Here is a 17,976-nt window from a genome sequence, read left to right on the forward strand (position 1 = left end):
AAATCATAGAAACTTATGTCTTTTATATGTAAGTATAAATTATTTCATAGGTTATCTATAATGCAAAAGAAAAGCACCTTGTAAAATTACATATTTTATTATTGAATTAAAAGAAAGGTGAGGATATTTTGGAAATATTAAAGACTGAAAATCTTACAAAAATCTATGGAATGGGTGATACAAAGGTTACAGCCCTTAATGATTTAAATATTAAAATAAATAAAGGAGAGTTTGTTTCAATAATTGGTACCAGTGGATCTGGAAAATCTACACTTCTTCATATGCTAGGGGGAGTGGATAAGCCTACAAAGGGGAAAATATATATAGATGGCACGGATATTTCATCTATGAATGAAACTAAATTAGCTTTATTTAGAAGGCGAAAAGTAGGATTAATATATCAGTTTTTTAATCTTATTCCTACTTTAAACGTTGAAAAAAATATATTATTACCTATGTTATTAGATGGAAGAAAGCCTAAAAAAGAAGAGTTTGATAGGATTATAAAAATGCTTGGACTTAAAAATAGACTTAATCATCTACCAAACCAGCTTTCAGGAGGGCAGCAGCAAAGAGTTGCTATTGGCCGTTCATTAATTTATAGACCTTCTATTATTTTAGCTGATGAACCTACAGGAAACCTTGATAGAAAAAACTCTGAAAGTATTCTTGAAATGCTAACGGCTTCAAATAAAGAGTACAATCAAACTATTTTAATGATTACCCATGATGAAAAAATAGCTTTATTAGCTGATAGAATGATTAGAATAGATGATGGAACCCTTGTATCAGATGAGGTGATTAAATAATGAATATCATGAGTGAATACACCTATACTCATTTAAGAAAAAACAAGAGGCATACAATTTCTATCATAGTTTCTATTATAATTGCCTCAGCACTTTTATGTTCACTATGTATATTTGTACATGCTTTGTGGAAAGGGCAAGTGACTCAAACAATTGAAAAAACAGGGAATTGGCACGGAGAACTATGGGCTTCTATATCTGGAGATAAATTAAAATATGTAACTGAAAATCCAGAAGTTGAAACCACAATGGTTAAAGGAACCTGGTTTACAGCTAAGCTTTCAAATACAAAACGTCCTTATTTATTAATGAGAGATGGGAATTCTAATTTTTGGTCAGACATGAGTTTTAAAAATAGCCTTATAAAAGGTAAACTACCTGAAAAAACTGGAGAAATTATTTTATCAAAATTATTCTTTTCAGATAACCCTTCCTATAAAATTGGTGATAAAATTACTGTTCCTATAGGTAAGAGAATCCTTGGGAAAAAGACACTTGAAACCCTAGATTATAAAAAATCCGGTGAAACTTTTAAGAAAATAGATACAAAGACATACAAAATAGTTGGAGAAATAGATAACTCTGGTCAATCTGTATATCCTGGATATATTTCTATGGGATACTTAGATACTTCAAAAATTAAAGCTAAAGATGAGCTTACAGTTTATATCCGTTTTTTAAACAAGCGCAAATCCTATAAGGCATTACCTAAAATAGCTAAAGCTTGTGGGTTAACTAAGGATGAATATGGGGAATATGATGTTCGTTATAATACACCTTTATTAAATTTATATGGAATTAGTGATAAGAATACTAAAAATACTCAAATTATTATAATTATAGCAATGATATCAATAATGGTTTTATTAGTTATGGCAGCCTTTATTCTTATTATATATAATGCATTTTCTCTGTCTTGCAATAGCAGGATTAAAGATCTTGGTATCTTAAAAAGTTTAGGAGCAACTCCAAAGCAAATTAAACATTCAGTTTTATATGAAGGTTTTTTACTGTGGCTTGTTCAACTACCAATAGGCATTATAATAGGATATCTCTTTAGTTATGTAGTTGTATCTAAGGTTAATGAAATTCTTAGTGTTACAGAAGATTTTAGAAAAATAAATATTTCAATGTCCCCCGTAGTAATTATTTTTGCTGTTATTATTTCATTAATTACTGTTTTAATATCTGCTCATATTCCAGCAAGGAAAGTAGCCAAAGTATCAGCTATTGTTGGGATCCGTCAAAATGCTAGTAAAGTAAAACTAAAAAAGCAAAAGGATCATCATATAATAAGAAAAATATTTGGCATAGAAGGAGAAATGGCAAAAATACAATTTTCGGCTAACAAAAAAAAGTTGCGCACTGCAGTTTTTTCTCTTTCAATGTGTTTTATATTAATAGTTTCCTATCTAAATATTATATCTATATATAATTTAGCTTATTCTAAGAATTGTGAGAACTATAAATATGATATGGGAGTTAATTTAGATATTGCAGATAAACCTAGTGATGAGATGCTAAATAAAATTATTAATTTGCCAGAAATTAAAAATGCTGTAGTTAAAAGAGAGGTTCGTACTTCAACTTATGTAACAACAAAGCAGCAATCTAATGTCTTTTCTAAATATGGAGGCTTTGATAATATAACTCCAATGAAATACAATGTATTAAATAAAAATGGAAGGCATAGGATTATAGCACATTTAGTTGGATTAAGGGAGGAATCCTTTAAAAAATATTGCCAAGAAATTGGCACTGATTATAGAAAATACTATGAAAATAATAATCCTTTAGGAATATTATTCGATAGTACTTATCATCCATTAAAGAATTCAAAAGTTGTAAAAAAAATACCTTTACTAAACATAAAAGAAGGAGAATCTTTAGTTTTAAATGAAAAAACAGAAGATGATATGAAGGGAGATTATAAATTTAATGCTAAAGTAGGAGATTCTACAGAAATTTCTCCAGGAGAATTAAAAGGTGGAAAGTACAGCATAGCTTATGTAGTTCCTATGAAAAATTATAACAAAATAGTTAGTAACTTTAATGAAGATCGTATTCTTGAATACAATAGTATGTCAATTGATTTAATATTAAAAAATAAGGCTACTAGTCCAAAAGTAAAGAAAAAAATAAAGAAGATTTGTGGCAATTTTATTGGATCTGAAGATTTTAGAATATCGACTTTATTAGAAGAAAAAATTCATGAAGAATTAGTTCACAAAGCTACAGGTATTAGTGTTTTTGCTATAGCTTTAATGATTGGTTTGATTGGTATCTTCAATGCTTTTTCTACTATTTCAAATAATCTTAGATTAAGAAAGAGAGAATTTGCTATATTTAGATCTGTAGGATTAACACCAAAAGGATTAAATAAAATGCTCTTAATGGAAGGCTTATTCTTTGGAGTAACCCCTATTATTATAAGCATTCCAATAGTATTTGTGATTTGCTTTTGTTTCCTTAAATTAACCCTAATAACAGGGGCTGAATTTATGTCTGTTATGCCTATAGGGCTAATCTTAATGTATACTTTGATTATAATTGGAACTATTTTCTTAGCTTATTATATTTCTTCAAAGACAGTTAAGAAAAGCAATGTAGTAGAATCAATGAAAAATGAAATAGAATAAGCTCTGTTAGAGCTAAGTTTAATAATTTTACAGAGTTTTATATAAAAAATACTTTATCTATTGTTAGTAGTAAAATAAAATTACTATGGTTTTAATATTTAAATAGAGACTGTAATTATAAAAAAGGCTATACCCTTATCAAATTTTCTTATGCTAAGAGTATAGCCCTTTTAGGCTTTCAGTAAAAGGTATTATTCTTTAGTAAAATCTTTGAAAGCTTTGATTAAATCATCAAGCTTTTTTTCAATTCTAACTAAAAGATAAAAACTAACAGCTACTGGGAATCCTACATTGCTAATGAATTTAATTAAATCATTATACATATTCCCAATCCCCCTAAGCAGAGAACCTAAATCTATGATTTAGTGTGAATCACTTAAGCAGATATTTCAAATCTATGATTTGTTAAGCAGAGAACCTAAATCTTTGATTTAGTGTGAATCGCTTACTCCTTCGACAAAAGGAGAAGGAGTTACATTAATAATACCAATGCATTAATCTGAGTTCTATAAATTTAAAACTCAACTCTATAGCCTGTATTTCACTTCTCTATCCATATAAATATAATCTTAAAATAATATAACATATTGATTTTAAACACCTTCCGAAATAGCATTAGAATTTAAGTTTTTTAAAATGAAGTTTCGTATAAAATTCTAATATGTTTGAGCCTTGCGAGTTTATTAGAATTTAGAAACTGAAATTTTTAAAAACTATAAATTCTTTGCTTATTGAGAGGTTTTAAAATCTATGATGTTATATCATTTTTCTACTTATATATATGCTTTTTATAATGTCTTTCAAAATTTCTTGTTTATAAACTACTAAATATATTAAAGTTCATCCTTTAAATCATCTCTAAGTTTTAATATTAACTTATTTTTTCTGTATTTTATGTTATTGTAACTTCTGTTGTTTTCCTTGGAAATATTTTCAAGTGTATTTTCCTTAATATAAAAATCACAGAAAATGCTTTTTTCAATAGAATCTAAAGAATTTAATGCTTTATTTAATATTTTTGTTTTTTCATAAGCTAATATTTCATCTTCAATAGTAAATTTATAAGGATATATATCTTTTTCAGTAGGTCTTTCTCTATGGTGTTTTATTTCTCCTTTTAAAAGGGCCATGAAATTTTGTTTTATAGCTTTAATGCAGTAAAAATTAAAGCTTTTTCCATCTCCTTTATACATGTTTACAGCCTTTATAACAGAAAGATATCCATGTTGAACTAAATCTTCATAGTCGTAACACTTTATTTTGTATTTTGAAGCTTCCTTAAATATTATAGGAGCAAAGTTATCTATTATTATGTCTAAAGCTTTTTTATCGCCTTGTTTATACCTTTTAACATATTCATACACTACCGTATCACCGCCTTAAATTATAAATTACCAATATTATACATCTAAAAATAATAAAAGTAAATTATAGTTACTAAAGAGTTATTTTTAAAGTAACACCTTTGTAACTATAGCTTTATTTAACAGAATAAAAAAATAGAATTATATATTGATATAACATGATTTTAAAGGTGTTACTTTAAACTATGGAACTTCTCGGAGAAAGCGAAGGGGGGGATAAATTTATTGTATTAATTTGGTAAAGCAATGAATTATAAATAATATTGACATTTAAAGGAATAAAAACTATACTTTCAACAAGGAAACCATTTAAGTTTTTATGGTTTCCTGATTGAAAGAGAGGGTTTAAAAATGAAAAACAAGGTATTTTCTAGAAAAGAGATTTTATTTTTAATTACAATAAGTTTAGCTTTAGGTATTAGACAAATGGCAATGACTATGGTTATGCCCTTTATTTCTACCTATAGCAAAACTTTACTATATAGTAATGCAACTTTAGCAGGGGTAGCCCTTGGTATGTTTGGTTTAACGCAAGCTGTATTTCAAATTCCTTTTGGAATATGGAGCGATAAAATAGGAAATAAACCGGTGATTTTAATTGGACTTTTACAAGTAATAGTAGGGCTCTTTATTGCTTTTCTTTCTAAAAGTATATATATGCTTATTTTTGCTAGAGCTTTGCAAGGAAGTGGAGCTGTGTTAGCTACTGGATATTCATGGATTAGTAGTAGTGTAGATAATAAAAAAAGGCCTAGAGCTTTAAGTATTTTAGGGATAATCATAGGTTTTGCAGCAGCATCAGCCTTTGCTATAGGTCCTTTAATCAATAATTATTTATCTGTAAGACAAATGTTTCTAGTATGTGCTATTTTAATTTTATTAGTATGGTTTATTATATTATTTTTTTTAAAAGAAGATCATACTAAGAAATGTCATAAACCAACTGAAAATAAAGTTAAAATTAAAGATGGAGTAAAGATTTTATTAAAGAATAAGAAGTTCTTAGGCCTTAATATAGCTGGGTTTTTAAATAATTATATAATGGTTGCCGTATTTTATATAGTTCCTATTTACCTTAAGCCAATTACTGGATCAAGTGGTATGTGGAAGATTTTTATGCCAGCTGTTATTATTGCAATAATATTTATGAGAAAGTCTATTGTATTAGTTGAAAAAGGCTATAGTTCAAGCTTAATTATAGTAGCCTTTGTGTTGGCAGCTGTAGGAATAAGTTTTTATTTTAATGAAAACTCCTTTTATTTTATATTAATAGGAAGTATATTATTTATGACAGGATATATTCTATTAGCTACTGTGATACCTTCTGTTGCAAATGATATCGCAGAAAATAGTTATAGAGGAACTGCAAATGGTATAATAAACAGTTTTCAATATGTTGGCTCCTTTGTAGGCTCTGTAATTACAGGAGCTTTATGGACTAATCATAAAAGTATGGAATTGTTCTTAATAATTTTAATATGTGCACTTGGCATATTTACTGTAAAAAGACCTAAAAATATTTTATCTAGAGAATTAAAAGTAAAATAGAAATAATTAGCCCTTTAAAATTAAATAGTTTAAATTATAGATAATTAAACTAATATACGGCGTTTTATTATAAATATATTAAAAAATAATGACAAATAAAAAGTATAGTGAAACTTACTATATATTCATTATAGGAGGTGATAAATTGAAAAATTCAATAATGAAAGTTGCTGCTTTTAAAATACAGTCCCACGGATTAAGAAAATTTACTATGAATGAAATAGCTCTAGATCTTAAAATAAGTAAAAAAACTATATATAAGTATTTTAAAAGCAAAGATGATATTATATATGAATACTTTAAAGAAATAATTGAAAGTGATAAAAAGTATACTATGGAGGCTATAGAAAAGGAAGGTTCTTTAGAAGATAAGTTAAATTCAATAATTTTTTCTTATCATAAATATAAGCTTCCTGTTAGCATATTAGATGAAGCCTATAAGTTTTATTATGAAAAATGGAAGGAGATTGAGTCACTTAAAGATTTAAAATTAAAACTTATAGAAAATACATTAAAAGAAGCTATGAAATCAGGTGAACTTAAAGAGGATATAGACATTCATATTATAAGTTTTATATTAGAAAGCATCAGTAATACACTTTTAGATTATAAATTTTTAAGTAAAAACAATATAACTATGAAAGATGCAATGGATGATACTTTAAAGATATTACTTTATGGTATTTTAAAAAACTAAACTACAACTTAAAAGTTTTCGTGAGTTTGTATAAAAATAAATATATATTATAAAAATATCTTAAAATAGCTAGAAAAATACTTATAGCTATTTTATTTTTTAGTTTAAATTAGCCCTTTAGCTAGGATAATAAAAGGGTAAAAAGTTATTTATTAATATGTGAGGACTCGTAAGGGCCTTTTTGGGCTTTTCTACATATTTATCTAAGAACATACCTTTTCATTACTAAAAGCGTCAAAATTATAATGTAAGGCACAGTTTGAAAAATAAATAAGTAAGTATGCTAATCTATTTTGAAAACTACTTTTTACTTAAGTCTTATTAATAGGAAAACCATTAGTAGAATCTAAATTATTGTATTTCATAAAATATTTATACCATCTTTTGCTTATTATTTATTTTAATATCCAGAGTCTATAAATTTTTTATATTAAAGCTTATATTTTAATAAATTTGCTGTGAAAATAAATATTATTACAAATTTTGGGATACACACGTAATACACATATTGTATGTATAACGTGTGTATGATATACTATAAATAAGCTCAAAAAAATAAATTTATACACACAATATGTGTATATTATACACACAACGTGTGCAGGAGGTAATATTATGATATTAGGTGTAGATGTAGGATATTCTCATACAAAAGTTTATGGAAAAAATTCAGAATTTAGTTTTAAATCCACAATAGAAGAAGAAGTATTAGATATTTCTAATAGTATTAAAGTAGAGTACAATGGAAAAAACTATACTATAGGAGAAAACAATGGACTTTATGCTACAGATATAAATAAGATACATTCTTTAAACTTTAAATTATGCCTTTATACAGCAATAGCCAAAGCAATGAAAAACAACAATATAGACGATGTTAAACTAGTTACAGGACTTCCAGCTCAATATTACCAAAGCCAAAAGGACGAATTAATAAAAGAATTAATGAACAAAAAAGTTACTTTAACTTTAAATGATGTTCCAAAGAGATTTACTATAACAGATGTTATTGTATTCCCACAATCTGCAGGTATACTTCTTTTAGATCCAAATAGGTTAAATGGAGATACTTGTGTTATAGACGTTGGTGGATTTACTGTAGACATAAGTTACTTTAATAACAAAAAACTTAGAAAATTAGACACTTTAGAACTTGGAATGAATGTTATGGGTAATACCTTAGTTCAAAAGATAAAAAGTGAATACGGTGTAAGTTATGACCTTCTTAAAGTAGACGATATATTAGATAGTAAAACTATAGTTAAAGACAACAAATCCGTTGATATAGAAAACTTAATAGATGACGTATTAGAAAGGCATACAAAATTAATAATAAATAGATTAAAAGGTATCCAAGAATATAACATAAGTAAACATATTTATGTTGGAGGAGGAGCTCTAAGACTTTCAAGATTCTTAAAACAGGATTTAGATAAAGATACTATATATATTAATTCAAAAGCCTTTTATAAGATAGGAGTGGAAAAGTTTGGCGAGAATTAGAAAAAATATTAGTATTGATGAAGAAGTATTTGAAAAGGCACAAATTAAGTGCGAAAAAATGTTTTCCGGAAATTTTTCAATGTATCTTACATATCTAATAAACAAAGATACTGAAAATATAGAAGTTAAAAAGGATTATAAAAAAGATAATAAAGATAAAAACTCAGAAGAAGCAATGGATAGCGATGTAAAAGACGAGATAGATAATATCTTGAATCTATAAGTATATGAAAATCCCTTTGTATTTTCATAAGATTAAAAAAGACTTATATGGCTAGAAACAATATAAAGTCACCAGATAATATAAAATTATATGTTATCTGGTGACTTTTAGTTATTTAAATTTTATTTTAAATAACTAAAGTAGTACAATTTATAGAGAAGGGTGGGATATTAAATGAATAAAAAATATTCTAATTTAATAGAAAAGCTACAAAAAACTTTAGAAGATCCAGAGGTTAAAAGTAATGAAGAATTAAATGATACTTTAACGTCTTATAAAAATAAATTAGAAAATGGAAAAGAGTATAGATTAGTTTGTACAAAACTAACAAATGCTATCACAACATACCTTCGCCATAACAATTTTAAAGCTCCAAAATCAGTTTTAGATTTATATAATGGTATAGCAAAGGGTGCATCTGAGTATCGAGGAATTGCTTCATTTATTACATGGTTTTAATTTTTAAAAATACAGAGGTATAAAAGTATTACTATAGGTTTACTTGCATTAACTCATTTAAAAATAAAGCTAATACTTTAATCAATATTGCTTACATAGTGTAGCTAATCAAGCACAGCCACAATCTTTTTATGCATATGTATTTATTAGTAATAGGAGAGGTAATTCTTCTCTTTTATCAATTTATAAGGGAGTAATTTATATATGAAAAATAAAAAAGATGAACAAAAAATAATTAGCTTATTTGATGAATTTAAAAGTTTGATTCTTGAAGAAGTTTCTAAAGATAAAAGATATATTCAAATTGTAGATCTTTTAAATAGTGCAATTAAACGAGTTGAAAATGTGGCCCAGACACCTGAACTTCAAGCAAGAGCAGTATTTCAAAACGTTCATACAATTTGTTTGGTAGATAAAATAAAATTAAGTGCAGAAGAAGCTGATATTCTTAATAAAATAGACCAATTTTCACATTCAAAAGGAATTTGGGGAGAAATGAATACTTTAGGTATTTCAAATATGTGGATTAGTAAGTAGTTTTAATCTCTAATATTTAAAAAGTTGGTAACCATATGCTTTTTGTTATACATGGGTCCAAAAATGTTACTCATACATTCTTTCTTGTTACCCTAAAATCCATAAAAAATTCTTTTAGGTCCGAAAGTGTTACCTTTAGGTCCATTTTTATTACCTTTATAAAATATAATTTTTTACTTTTAATTTAAATAAAATAAAAACCAGTTATACTAGCCATAAATATCTTTTGAATAGGGCTATAGCATATCTGGTTTTTTTTATTTAATTCCTAAAAGCTTTTTTTCAAGGTCTTCAAAATCATAAGTTCTTTGATCAAAGTCATTGAAATGATCCTTTTTAACACTTTTTATATCATCTTTATAATTACTTTTAACGCCACTTATCATAAAAGCTACAATGCTGTCTATATCATATTTTTTAGACTTTTCATATATCTTTTCTATTAATGATAAATTTCCATTAGAAGCTTTATATATTTTATGAGCATCATCACTATCTATAGGCTCTTTAATTATACTTTTTACTTTTTCTATGTAATTTTTTTCATTATTTTTATGTATTTCATTTTCTGTAGAAGTACTGTCTAAAGACATTGCAATTTCGTCCACTGCTTTATTGTTTTTGTTTTTATTTATGTAAAATTTTATTCCTATTACTTTACGGCCAGATTTAATTTCTTCAAAATTAAAATCTATATCAGTTTTTTTACTAATTTCTTTTTTAGATTTATTTAAAACTCTTTGTTTTAAATTACTATATCGTGGATATTCTCCACTATCTATTCCTATTAAAAGTCTAAACTCTTCTAAATTAAATTTAACTGTTTTTTGATAAGAAAACTGCCTTAATAATTCATATATTCTTATAGAATATTTACTTGAAAGATTTGAAACTTGATTTAGAGAATAGGAAACAAAATTGTTTTTTAAATTTAATAAATAAGGTTTTAGTTTAGGACTAAATTCTACTTCTATAATACCTTCCCCTGTTTTATGCTCTACTGAAGAAAACCAACATACTTGAAGTAATGAATGGGATCTTTTAATTTCAATAACTTTTGTCATTAAGCTTTTTGTTATTTTGGGTAAATCACAGTATTTAGATTTTCCTTTTAATGATAATAAGTTTATAAAATCTTTTATATTTATTTTATAGGTTTTAAAATCTTCGTCAGTAGGTTGAACTAAAGAAATTACTGATAATAAAAATAATTGTTCTATTCTACTAAGTTTGTAAGCTCTTAAATTTAAATCATTAGCTTTTGTAACCTGATTTTTATCTATCATAATAGTCACCTCATAATATATTTTAGTTTAATATAACAATAAAGGCAACAGTTTTATTTAATGTTACATTTAGGCCCAAAAACGTTACCTTTAGGTCCGTTTTTGTTACTGTAAGGTCCGTAAAAGTTGCCTTTAGGTCCAAAAGTGTTACCTTTAAGTCCGTTTTTGTTACATTAAAATTTTTAAACCCAGTAATATCAAGGGTTAGAAGCTCCTCTTAAACATATAAACATATTAAACAATATATAAACATATAAACAACAACTAGAGGGTTGCTACTTTTTTAAGAAATTCTTTTTATTATAAGGTTCAAAAATGTTACTTTAATACTAAAAAAATAGTATTACTTGAATTAGTAATTCAAGTTATTTCTTTTAAAATTAAATTTATATTATAGTAATACAATTTCTCGTTGTTTGAACGAAAAAAAGGAAACAACGACAAGGTAGACTTTGTCGTTGTTAGCATACAATTTCTCGTTTTTTAACATACAATCTCTCGTCTTTAACATACAATTTCTCGTCATTAACATACAATCTCTCGTTGTTAACATACAATCTCTCGTCTTTTAAATTCTACACCCCTTGGTAATACTAGCTTGTAGCATACGGAAAACAAGTATAAAACAAGATTAAAACAAGATTAAAACAACAACAACAGATAAGGTTGCTGATAAAAGATAGTGTAGATCAATTTTTATAGATTAATTATTTCATATAACTATGGCTTTATTAATATTTGTAAAATATAGTTGACATTACCATAAATATATTTTACTATTTATATATAGTTTTACATTTATTACTATAGCACTAGGCATATTTAGGAGGACATATTATGAAGTTTAATAAGCTTAATAAAATAGTAGATGTTTATATGGAAGAAGAGTACATCGAAAATGATGAAAGGATACGTAATAATTATAACAATATATATAAAGAACAACGCAATATTATTTATCTGATTTTAAGTATATGGTATTTATATGATCTTATGATATTAAAAAATAATGAAACACCTTTGATATTATTTATTGCTTTAGATAGTGTTTATATTGATATTAGACTAGCTATGAAAAAATCTTATATAAAAACTAGATTAAAAGATACAATAGGTGTTTGCGGATTATCTTTAATATTAAGGTATTTAATCTATAAGCTTGAAATAAATATATGTTTTTTTATTCTTATTTTTGTTTCTTTCTATATATATAAAGGGTATTTAAAATTAATATTATACATAAATAACAAATCTAAATTTCAAACTGATTAAGCAGATTAACTACTTAGTTTTCTAGTACTAATAAATATGTTAAATAGGAAAAGCTTTTGTATATAATCAATGAGTTTGAACTTTATAGTAATTTTATAGAGAATTAACTTTGTCTTATATTAAAAGTAAATAGTTTTTGTTATTGTCATACTTCTACAAAATATATGGAATTTGGGAGAGGATAAATTGAAAAATAAAAGAATGAAAATAGCTAGAATAGAATGTGATCTATCCCAAGAAGATCTTGCAAAAAAAGTTAAAGTTACAAGGCAAACTATTGGAATGATAGAATCTAAAAAATTTAATCCATCTTTAAAGCTATGTATATCAATATGTAAGGCTTTAAATAAAACTTTAAATGATCTGTTTTGGGAGGAGGATTAACAATGAGAAAATATGGGTTTTTTCAGTTAGATTTAAATTATAATGATGAAAGAATAGATCAGATAGAAAATAAAATTTCTACTGAAGTTTATAATATAGGTTTTACACTAGCTCTTTTTTATTATTTATATAGAAGATATTGTTTTGGAGAAAGAGCAAACTTTTTAATAGCATTTCTTTTAATAGTTCCAATTTATAGAGATATAAGACTTTCTATGAAAGGTGGATACAATTTTACAAGAAAAAATATTAGAACTTCTAGATTTGCTTTAGGATTTTTTATTGTGTACTTATTTAATTGTATTTATAATTTTATAGGAGACAAGGTTTCCTTAGGCATTTATTTGATAACTACAATTGTGGTAACAACTTTGTTAGTTACTTTTTATAAAAACTTTCTTAATTTACTTTGTAATAGATGGGAAAATGAAAATCTAGTGAATGATTAGCTTTAAATATAACCTTTTGATAGTTAAATATAACTTAATAATAGTAAATTTATATAAATCTTTTATAAAACATAAAAAAACCTACATATATAATGTAGGTTTTTTTTAGTAGTAAGTTATAAAAAGAATTGTTGTCTAGTAGATATTTTATAATTATTTTCATAACTATAAGAGTATTTATAAAGATATTAATGATATTACAGATTTTTTAGTGTAAAAAATTTGAAATACATTACTAGTTTTTTACCGATTGACAAAGTTTTTTTCATACTATAAGATATAGTTAGTCTAACTAACTATATTGAGGTGAGCTTATGCAAGATAATATAAATGTATATATGAATGTTATATCGAGATTTTGTCGTCTTCAAATGAATTTAAAAAGAGATTTACCTATAAGAGCTAGTGAAATGGGAGTTTTAATATATATTCAAAAAAACAAAGAACAAAGTACTCCAATTATGATAAGTAATTTTTTTGGAATAGCTAAACCTTCTGTTACAGATATTATTAATTCATTAGTTAAAAAGAACTATTTAATAAAAATAAAATCAGAAATAGATAGAAGAAGTTATATTTTAGAAATTACTACAAAAGGATATGAGCTTTTAGAAAACACCTATGAGGAGTATTTTAGAACTATAGAAATACTTCAAAATAAAATGGGGAATAAAGAATTTAAATTATTTATTAAATTGCTTAAAGAAGCAAATACAATATTGAGTGAGGAGTGATCACCATAAAGATATTAGTAACGGGAGCATCAGGTAATGTAGGAAGTTATGTAGTAAATGAATTGTTGAAATTCAATGAAAAAGTAAAAGTAGCAGGTACAAATATTAAAAAATTAGATGTTAAATTTGGAAATAAAGTAGATTCAGTATATTTTGATTTTACAGATAGAACTACCTTTAAAGAAGCTTTAGATGGTGTAGATAGAGTGTTTCTTATGAGACCACCTCATCTTGGAAAACCGAAAGATCTTTATCCATTTATTGATGAAATTAAAGCTCATAATATTAAACTTGTATCTTTTCTTTCTTTAATGGGAGTTGAAAGTAATACAATACCTCCTCATCATAAAATTGAAAAATATATTGAAAAACTAGAAATTCCATATTCCCATGTTCGACCAGGATTTTTCATGCAGAATTTATCTGGAATTCATTGTGTTGAAATTAAAGAAAAAAATGAAATTTTTATACCTGCTGGAAAAAGTAAAACTAGCTTTATAGATGCTGCTGATATTGGAAGCTCAATAGCTATTTTGCTTCACAATCCGGGAAAATACAAAAATACTGCTCATACAATAACAGGTCCAGAAGCTTTAGACTACTTTGAAGTAGCAGAAATATTAAGTAAAATAACAGGAAGAAAAATAAAGTATACAAAACCTGGTTTTTTAAAATATAGAAATTATTATATTAAAAAAAGAGGTCTTGATAAAACATATGTAAATATAACTGTTGCGTTATATTTTATGACAAGAATGGGGACAGCTAAAAAAATTACAAATAGTTTTTATGAACTGACAGGGAGAAAACCTCATACATTTGAAGAGTTTGTAAAAAACAACATAAATGATTTTGTTTAAAAAATACATAATAGCTTTGATTAAAATTTTAATATTAATGTAATATAGAGTTATTTAGTATAAAGCTAAAAATTTTTAGAGTAAGTTAAAAATATATATGAAAACAACTACTAAACACAGTAGTTGTTTTATATGTTTTAATAACTATTGTTTTAAATGATTTGGACATGCCTCTAACTTAGTCATATCAAGGGTTTTAAATTTTAAATATGACTTTTCCGTACTTAAGTATGACCTTTGCGTACCTAGATATCTTTTAAATATGACTTCTTCGTACCTAAGTATGACTTTTCCGTACCGAAACTTGTATTAAATATGACCTTTCCGTACTTAAATATGACTACAATATAGTTGTTGACATAGTAATACTTAATTAGTAATATATTCTTATGAGGTGGTTATATGGATAAAAAGTATTTAGTAACTAAATCAAATTATTTTATTATGAACTGCAATTATGACTTAAGTTTAGAAGAACAAAAGATAATATTAACTTTAGCAAGTATGGTTCAACCTAATGATGAAGAATTTAAGCCTTACATATTTAAAATAGCTGATTTTATGAAACTATTAGGTATTGAAACTAAAACCAAATATACTGAAATACCTAAGATAACTAAGAATTTAATGAAAAAGGTTTTTGAAATTCAAGAAGGAAATAGAATAATTCAAACTGCATGGGTAAGTGGTGTTATATATGAAAAAGGCACAGGAATGGTAACACTTAAATTTAATCCAGATTTGAAGCCTTATATGCTTCAATTAAAGGAAAAGTTTACCCAATACCAATTAGCTAATATTTTGAGTATGAAAAGTAAGTATTCACCTAGAATATATGAGATTTTAAAATGTAATAAGTTTAAGAAACAAGGATATATTGAGATTGAAGTTGAAGAGCTTAGAAAACTTTTAAAGGCAGAAAAAATTTATACATTGTATGCTGATTTTAAAAGAAAAGTTATATTACAAGCACAAAAAGAACTTAAACAAAAAACAGATATAAGTTTTGAATTTGAGGAAATAAAGACAGGAAGAAAAGTAACTTCTCTTAAATTTTTAATTAAGTCAAATGTATATAATAAAGCTAAAGAAGAAACAGCTTTATCTTTAGAAGAAGATAGAGATTTTAATTACATAGATGAAATAAAATCAATACTTTGTGAAAAAATAACTAGCCTTCAGGCCAAACAAATATATGATGCAGCAGAGGGAGATATTGATTTAATAAAAGAAATGTATAAGAGGTCTGAGTTTAATAGAGAACCTATAAAAAACATAGTAGGCTGGCTTATAAAAGCCGTTTCAATTAATTATGATGATCCAGTAGAAAAAATAAAACTTAAAAAAGTAGATAGATTTAATGAATTTCCCCAAAGAAGTTATGATTTTAAAAAGCTAGAAAACAATTTGTTAAGGTGGTCAGTTAAAGGGGAATAACAAGGAGTACATAGTACATAGGTGTTACTAATAGGTCTAAAAGTGTTACCTTATAGATTTAAAAGTAACACTTTTTAATATTCCTGCTATCATGTATTTTCTAAAGTATAACTTACCCAATATTTAATTTATCATAAAGTTCATTCACATCATCTTGTCTAATACCTAAATATCTTTTAGTCATAGCTAGATTACTATGATTTAAAGTTTCCATTATAATAGCAGGGTTAAATCCAGCTTTCCAAGCCTGATACCCCCAAGTTTTTCTTAAAGAGTGGGTTCCGATATTTTCTTCTACCCCAACAGATTTTGCTGCATTTTTTAATATGTTAAGAGCTTGCTGTCTTGTTATAGGTTTATTTTCTCCTTCACGACTTTTGAAAATAAAATCATTCATATTAATAGGTTGAAGACTTTCCATTAATTCAGTTAAAGATTTTCTTGCAGATTTATTTAATTTGATTTTTCTATGTTTATTTGTTTTACCTTCTAATAGTTCTATGTCTTTAAAAGTTTTCTTATTTTCTTTTAAAACATCACTCCATTTTAAACTTAAAAGGTCTGTTATTCTTAAAGCTACATTAATTCCAACTATAAACATTGCATAGGATCTTAAGTTTTTTCCTTTAAGATAAGTTTTAACATCTAAAATCTTATTTTTATCTCTAATTGGTTCTACGTTATTCATAATTTCCTCCTTAGTTTAATAGTTTTACATAGTAATATTATATTATATAATATGACAAATTAAAATATAAAAAAATAAAACTTTCCTTTATAAATTTAAAGGAAAGCTAGAGGTACCAATAGCTAGATGCTGTTTTGTGAGTTTGTCAAAAACTATATTAAGGTAAATTTGTATATTTATTAATTATTTACAGTGGATTAGTATGTTTGTGTTATTATAATTTTTTTATAAGTTTTATCATATATTATTTTACAAATTTTACAAAATTATATATAGTAAATAATAGATACAATTTATGGAGGTGTTTATAAAATGAAGAACTTAGATTTACCAATTACAGAACAATATATTATTTTAGAACTTATTGGTAAAAAATTTGCACAAAATAAAAAAGTTAAAATTGGTAATAGTAAAATTTATTCAGTAGCAGCTATTCTGGTTGATTTGTATTTAAAAGATAAAATTTATTTTAAAGAAAATCAAAAAATTGTTATAAAGAATTCTAAATTAACTGGAATAGAATATAATGATATTGTATTGGAAGTGATAAAATCTAAAGGATTAAAAGAATTAAAAAAATGTACTGAATATTTTTATTTTCATTCAAAATTACTTAAAGATATCTATAATTGTATAATAGAAAGTATTATAAATAAAGGTATTTTAAAGGTTCAAAAAGAATACTCTTTTTTTAGTGGTTCTAAGAAAACTTATATAGACTATAAAAATATTGGAGATTTACTTATCAAAAAATTAAGAATTGAGTTACTACAAGATAGTTATATATCTACAGATACTATGTATCTATCTATATTGTTAGATAATAATAAAATGCTTATGACATATTTTTCACAATATGATTATAATATTATAAAAAATAAAATGAAAACAATATATAAAAAAGATGAAAGTAATAAATTTAAAATCGTAAAGAAATCTATTAATAATATTGAATCAATTTCAATATTAAATTTTATAGTTGATATAATTTCATCATTTATTTATATATAAAAGTATTAAAAATGATAAACAAAATATAAATTTAATAATTATAACTATATATTTATTATTTTATGTAAGGTGTAGT

General features: G+C 25.1%; 19 protein-coding genes. 15 read left to right on the plus strand and 4 right to left on the minus strand.

Features of this window, described 5'->3' with window-relative positions; all coding sequences use genetic code 11:
- Window positions 1-128: 128 nt before the first annotated feature.
- Entirely contained in the window at window positions 129-809 is a 681-nt protein-coding gene (locus ABDZ71_RS19745; protein WP_343764629.1) for an ABC transporter ATP-binding protein, read from the plus strand.
- Window positions 809-3,448 (plus strand): ABC transporter permease, encoded by a 2,640-nt coding sequence (locus ABDZ71_RS19750; protein ID WP_343764630.1) that lies wholly within the window; start codon window positions 809-811, stop codon window positions 3,446-3,448. The genes ABDZ71_RS19745 and ABDZ71_RS19750 overlap by 1 nt, the downstream gene beginning before the upstream one ends.
- A gap of 191 nt (window positions 3,449-3,639) precedes the next feature.
- Here the strand turns inward: ABDZ71_RS19750 and ABDZ71_RS19755 are convergent, their stop codons facing one another.
- On the minus strand, window positions 3,640-3,771 hold the full coding sequence (locus ABDZ71_RS19755) for a YvrJ family protein (RefSeq protein WP_343764632.1): 132 nt from the start codon (window positions 3,769-3,771) through the stop codon (window positions 3,640-3,642).
- A gap of 510 nt (window positions 3,772-4,281) precedes the next feature.
- Window positions 4,282-4,812, minus strand: a complete 531-nt coding sequence (locus ABDZ71_RS19760; protein ID WP_343764634.1) for a sigma-70 family RNA polymerase sigma factor — start codon at window positions 4,810-4,812, stop codon at window positions 4,282-4,284.
- Between the two features lie 351 nt (window positions 4,813-5,163).
- On the opposite strand from ABDZ71_RS19760, the gene ABDZ71_RS19765 reads away from it, so the two are divergent.
- The 6 genes from ABDZ71_RS19765 to ABDZ71_RS19790 all read left to right on the plus strand — a co-directional run bounded on the left by ABDZ71_RS19765 (window position 5,164) and on the right by ABDZ71_RS19790 (window position 9,779).
- Window positions 5,164-6,360, plus strand: coding sequence for an MFS transporter (locus tag ABDZ71_RS19765; protein WP_343764636.1), 1,197 nt, complete (start codon window positions 5,164-5,166; stop codon window positions 6,358-6,360).
- Between the two features lie 145 nt (window positions 6,361-6,505).
- Complete coding sequence (locus ABDZ71_RS19770; protein ID WP_343764638.1) at window positions 6,506-7,057, plus strand: TetR/AcrR family transcriptional regulator; 552 nt, start codon at window positions 6,506-6,508, stop codon at window positions 7,055-7,057.
- Window positions 7,058-7,672: 615 nt separating this feature from the next.
- Window positions 7,673-8,560 (plus strand): ParM/StbA family protein, encoded by an 888-nt coding sequence (locus ABDZ71_RS19775; protein WP_343764639.1) that lies wholly within the window; start codon window positions 7,673-7,675, stop codon window positions 8,558-8,560.
- Entirely contained in the window at window positions 8,547-8,783 is a 237-nt protein-coding gene (locus ABDZ71_RS19780) for a hypothetical protein (protein WP_343764640.1), read from the plus strand. The genes ABDZ71_RS19775 and ABDZ71_RS19780 overlap by 14 nt, the downstream gene beginning before the upstream one ends.
- A gap of 174 nt (window positions 8,784-8,957) precedes the next feature.
- Window positions 8,958-9,242 (plus strand): bacteriocin immunity protein, encoded by a 285-nt coding sequence (locus ABDZ71_RS19785; RefSeq protein WP_343764642.1) that lies wholly within the window; start codon window positions 8,958-8,960, stop codon window positions 9,240-9,242.
- 204 nt (window positions 9,243-9,446) lie between these two features.
- Complete coding sequence (locus ABDZ71_RS19790) at window positions 9,447-9,779, plus strand: bacteriocin immunity protein (protein WP_343764643.1); 333 nt, start codon at window positions 9,447-9,449, stop codon at window positions 9,777-9,779.
- 257 nt (window positions 9,780-10,036) lie between these two features.
- Here ABDZ71_RS19790 and ABDZ71_RS19795 read toward each other — a convergent pair whose 3' ends face one another.
- Complete coding sequence (locus tag ABDZ71_RS19795) at window positions 10,037-11,065, minus strand: replication initiation protein (RefSeq protein WP_343764645.1); 1,029 nt, start codon at window positions 11,063-11,065, stop codon at window positions 10,037-10,039.
- A gap of 837 nt (window positions 11,066-11,902) precedes the next feature.
- On the opposite strand from ABDZ71_RS19795, the gene ABDZ71_RS19800 reads away from it, so the two are divergent.
- The 6 genes from ABDZ71_RS19800 (at window position 11,903) to ABDZ71_RS19825 (ending at window position 16,201) form a co-directional block, all read left to right on the plus strand.
- Complete coding sequence (locus ABDZ71_RS19800; protein ID WP_343764647.1) at window positions 11,903-12,337, plus strand: hypothetical protein; 435 nt, start codon at window positions 11,903-11,905, stop codon at window positions 12,335-12,337.
- Between the two features lie 186 nt (window positions 12,338-12,523).
- Window positions 12,524-12,721 (plus strand): helix-turn-helix transcriptional regulator, encoded by a 198-nt coding sequence (locus ABDZ71_RS19805; protein WP_343764649.1) that lies wholly within the window; start codon window positions 12,524-12,526, stop codon window positions 12,719-12,721.
- A gap of 2 nt (window positions 12,722-12,723) precedes the next feature.
- Window positions 12,724-13,170, plus strand: a complete 447-nt coding sequence (locus tag ABDZ71_RS19810) for a hypothetical protein (RefSeq protein WP_343764651.1) — start codon at window positions 12,724-12,726, stop codon at window positions 13,168-13,170.
- Between the two features lie 314 nt (window positions 13,171-13,484).
- Window positions 13,485-13,904, plus strand: a complete 420-nt coding sequence (locus tag ABDZ71_RS19815; protein WP_343764653.1) for a MarR family winged helix-turn-helix transcriptional regulator — start codon at window positions 13,485-13,487, stop codon at window positions 13,902-13,904.
- Window positions 13,901-14,764: an NmrA family NAD(P)-binding protein gene (locus tag ABDZ71_RS19820; RefSeq protein WP_343764655.1), complete on the plus strand. Its 864-nt coding sequence runs from the start codon at window positions 13,901-13,903 to the stop codon at window positions 14,762-14,764. The genes ABDZ71_RS19815 and ABDZ71_RS19820 overlap by 4 nt, the downstream gene beginning before the upstream one ends.
- Before the next feature lie 402 nt (window positions 14,765-15,166).
- The gene (locus ABDZ71_RS19825; RefSeq protein ID WP_343764657.1) at window positions 15,167-16,201 is read left to right on the plus strand and encodes a replication initiation protein; all 1,035 of its coding nucleotides are present in this window, start codon (window positions 15,167-15,169) and stop codon (window positions 16,199-16,201) included.
- Window positions 16,202-16,313: 112 nt separating this feature from the next.
- Here the strand turns inward: ABDZ71_RS19825 and ABDZ71_RS19830 are convergent, their stop codons facing one another.
- Window positions 16,314-16,889 (minus strand): site-specific integrase, encoded by a 576-nt coding sequence (locus ABDZ71_RS19830; RefSeq protein ID WP_343764659.1) that lies wholly within the window; start codon window positions 16,887-16,889, stop codon window positions 16,314-16,316.
- A 312-nt stretch (window positions 16,890-17,201) separates the two neighbouring features.
- Between ABDZ71_RS19830 and ABDZ71_RS19835 the strand changes: the two genes are divergently transcribed.
- Window positions 17,202-17,900: a hypothetical protein gene (locus ABDZ71_RS19835; RefSeq protein WP_343764661.1), complete on the plus strand. Its 699-nt coding sequence runs from the start codon at window positions 17,202-17,204 to the stop codon at window positions 17,898-17,900.
- The last annotated feature ends 76 nt before the right edge of the window (window positions 17,901-17,976 follow it).

It is taken from the genome of Clostridium oceanicum (assembly GCF_039521385.1).
Taxonomy (GTDB): domain Bacteria; phylum Bacillota; class Clostridia; order Clostridiales; family Clostridiaceae; genus Clostridium_F; species Clostridium_F oceanicum.

Excerpts from the sequence above, each read along its gene's own strand:
- ABDZ71_RS19750 (WP_343764630.1), top strand. The coding sequence starts at position 809 with ATGAATATCATGAGTGAATACACCTATACTCATTTAAGAAAAAACAAG.
- ABDZ71_RS19755 (WP_343764632.1), bottom strand. The coding sequence starts at position 3,771 with ATGTATAATGATTTAATTAAATTCATTAGCAATGTAGGATTCCCAGTA.
- ABDZ71_RS19765 (WP_343764636.1), top strand. The coding sequence starts at position 5,164 with ATGAAAAACAAGGTATTTTCTAGAAAAGAGATTTTATTTTTAATTACA.
- ABDZ71_RS19775 (WP_343764639.1), top strand. The coding sequence starts at position 7,673 with ATGATATTAGGTGTAGATGTAGGATATTCTCATACAAAAGTTTATGGA.
- ABDZ71_RS19785 (WP_343764642.1), top strand. The coding sequence starts at position 8,958 with ATGAATAAAAAATATTCTAATTTAATAGAAAAGCTACAAAAAACTTTA.
- ABDZ71_RS19790 (WP_343764643.1), top strand. The coding sequence starts at position 9,447 with ATGAAAAATAAAAAAGATGAACAAAAAATAATTAGCTTATTTGATGAA.
- ABDZ71_RS19795 (WP_343764645.1), bottom strand. The coding sequence starts at position 11,065 with ATGATAGATAAAAATCAGGTTACAAAAGCTAATGATTTAAATTTAAGA.
- ABDZ71_RS19800 (WP_343764647.1), top strand. The coding sequence starts at position 11,903 with ATGAAGTTTAATAAGCTTAATAAAATAGTAGATGTTTATATGGAAGAA.
- ABDZ71_RS19810 (WP_343764651.1), top strand. The coding sequence starts at position 12,724 with ATGAGAAAATATGGGTTTTTTCAGTTAGATTTAAATTATAATGATGAA.
- ABDZ71_RS19815 (WP_343764653.1), top strand. The coding sequence starts at position 13,485 with ATGCAAGATAATATAAATGTATATATGAATGTTATATCGAGATTTTGT.
- ABDZ71_RS19825 (WP_343764657.1), top strand. The coding sequence starts at position 15,167 with ATGGATAAAAAGTATTTAGTAACTAAATCAAATTATTTTATTATGAAC.
- ABDZ71_RS19830 (WP_343764659.1), bottom strand. The coding sequence starts at position 16,889 with ATGAATAACGTAGAACCAATTAGAGATAAAAATAAGATTTTAGATGTT.
- ABDZ71_RS19835 (WP_343764661.1), top strand. The coding sequence starts at position 17,202 with ATGAAGAACTTAGATTTACCAATTACAGAACAATATATTATTTTAGAA.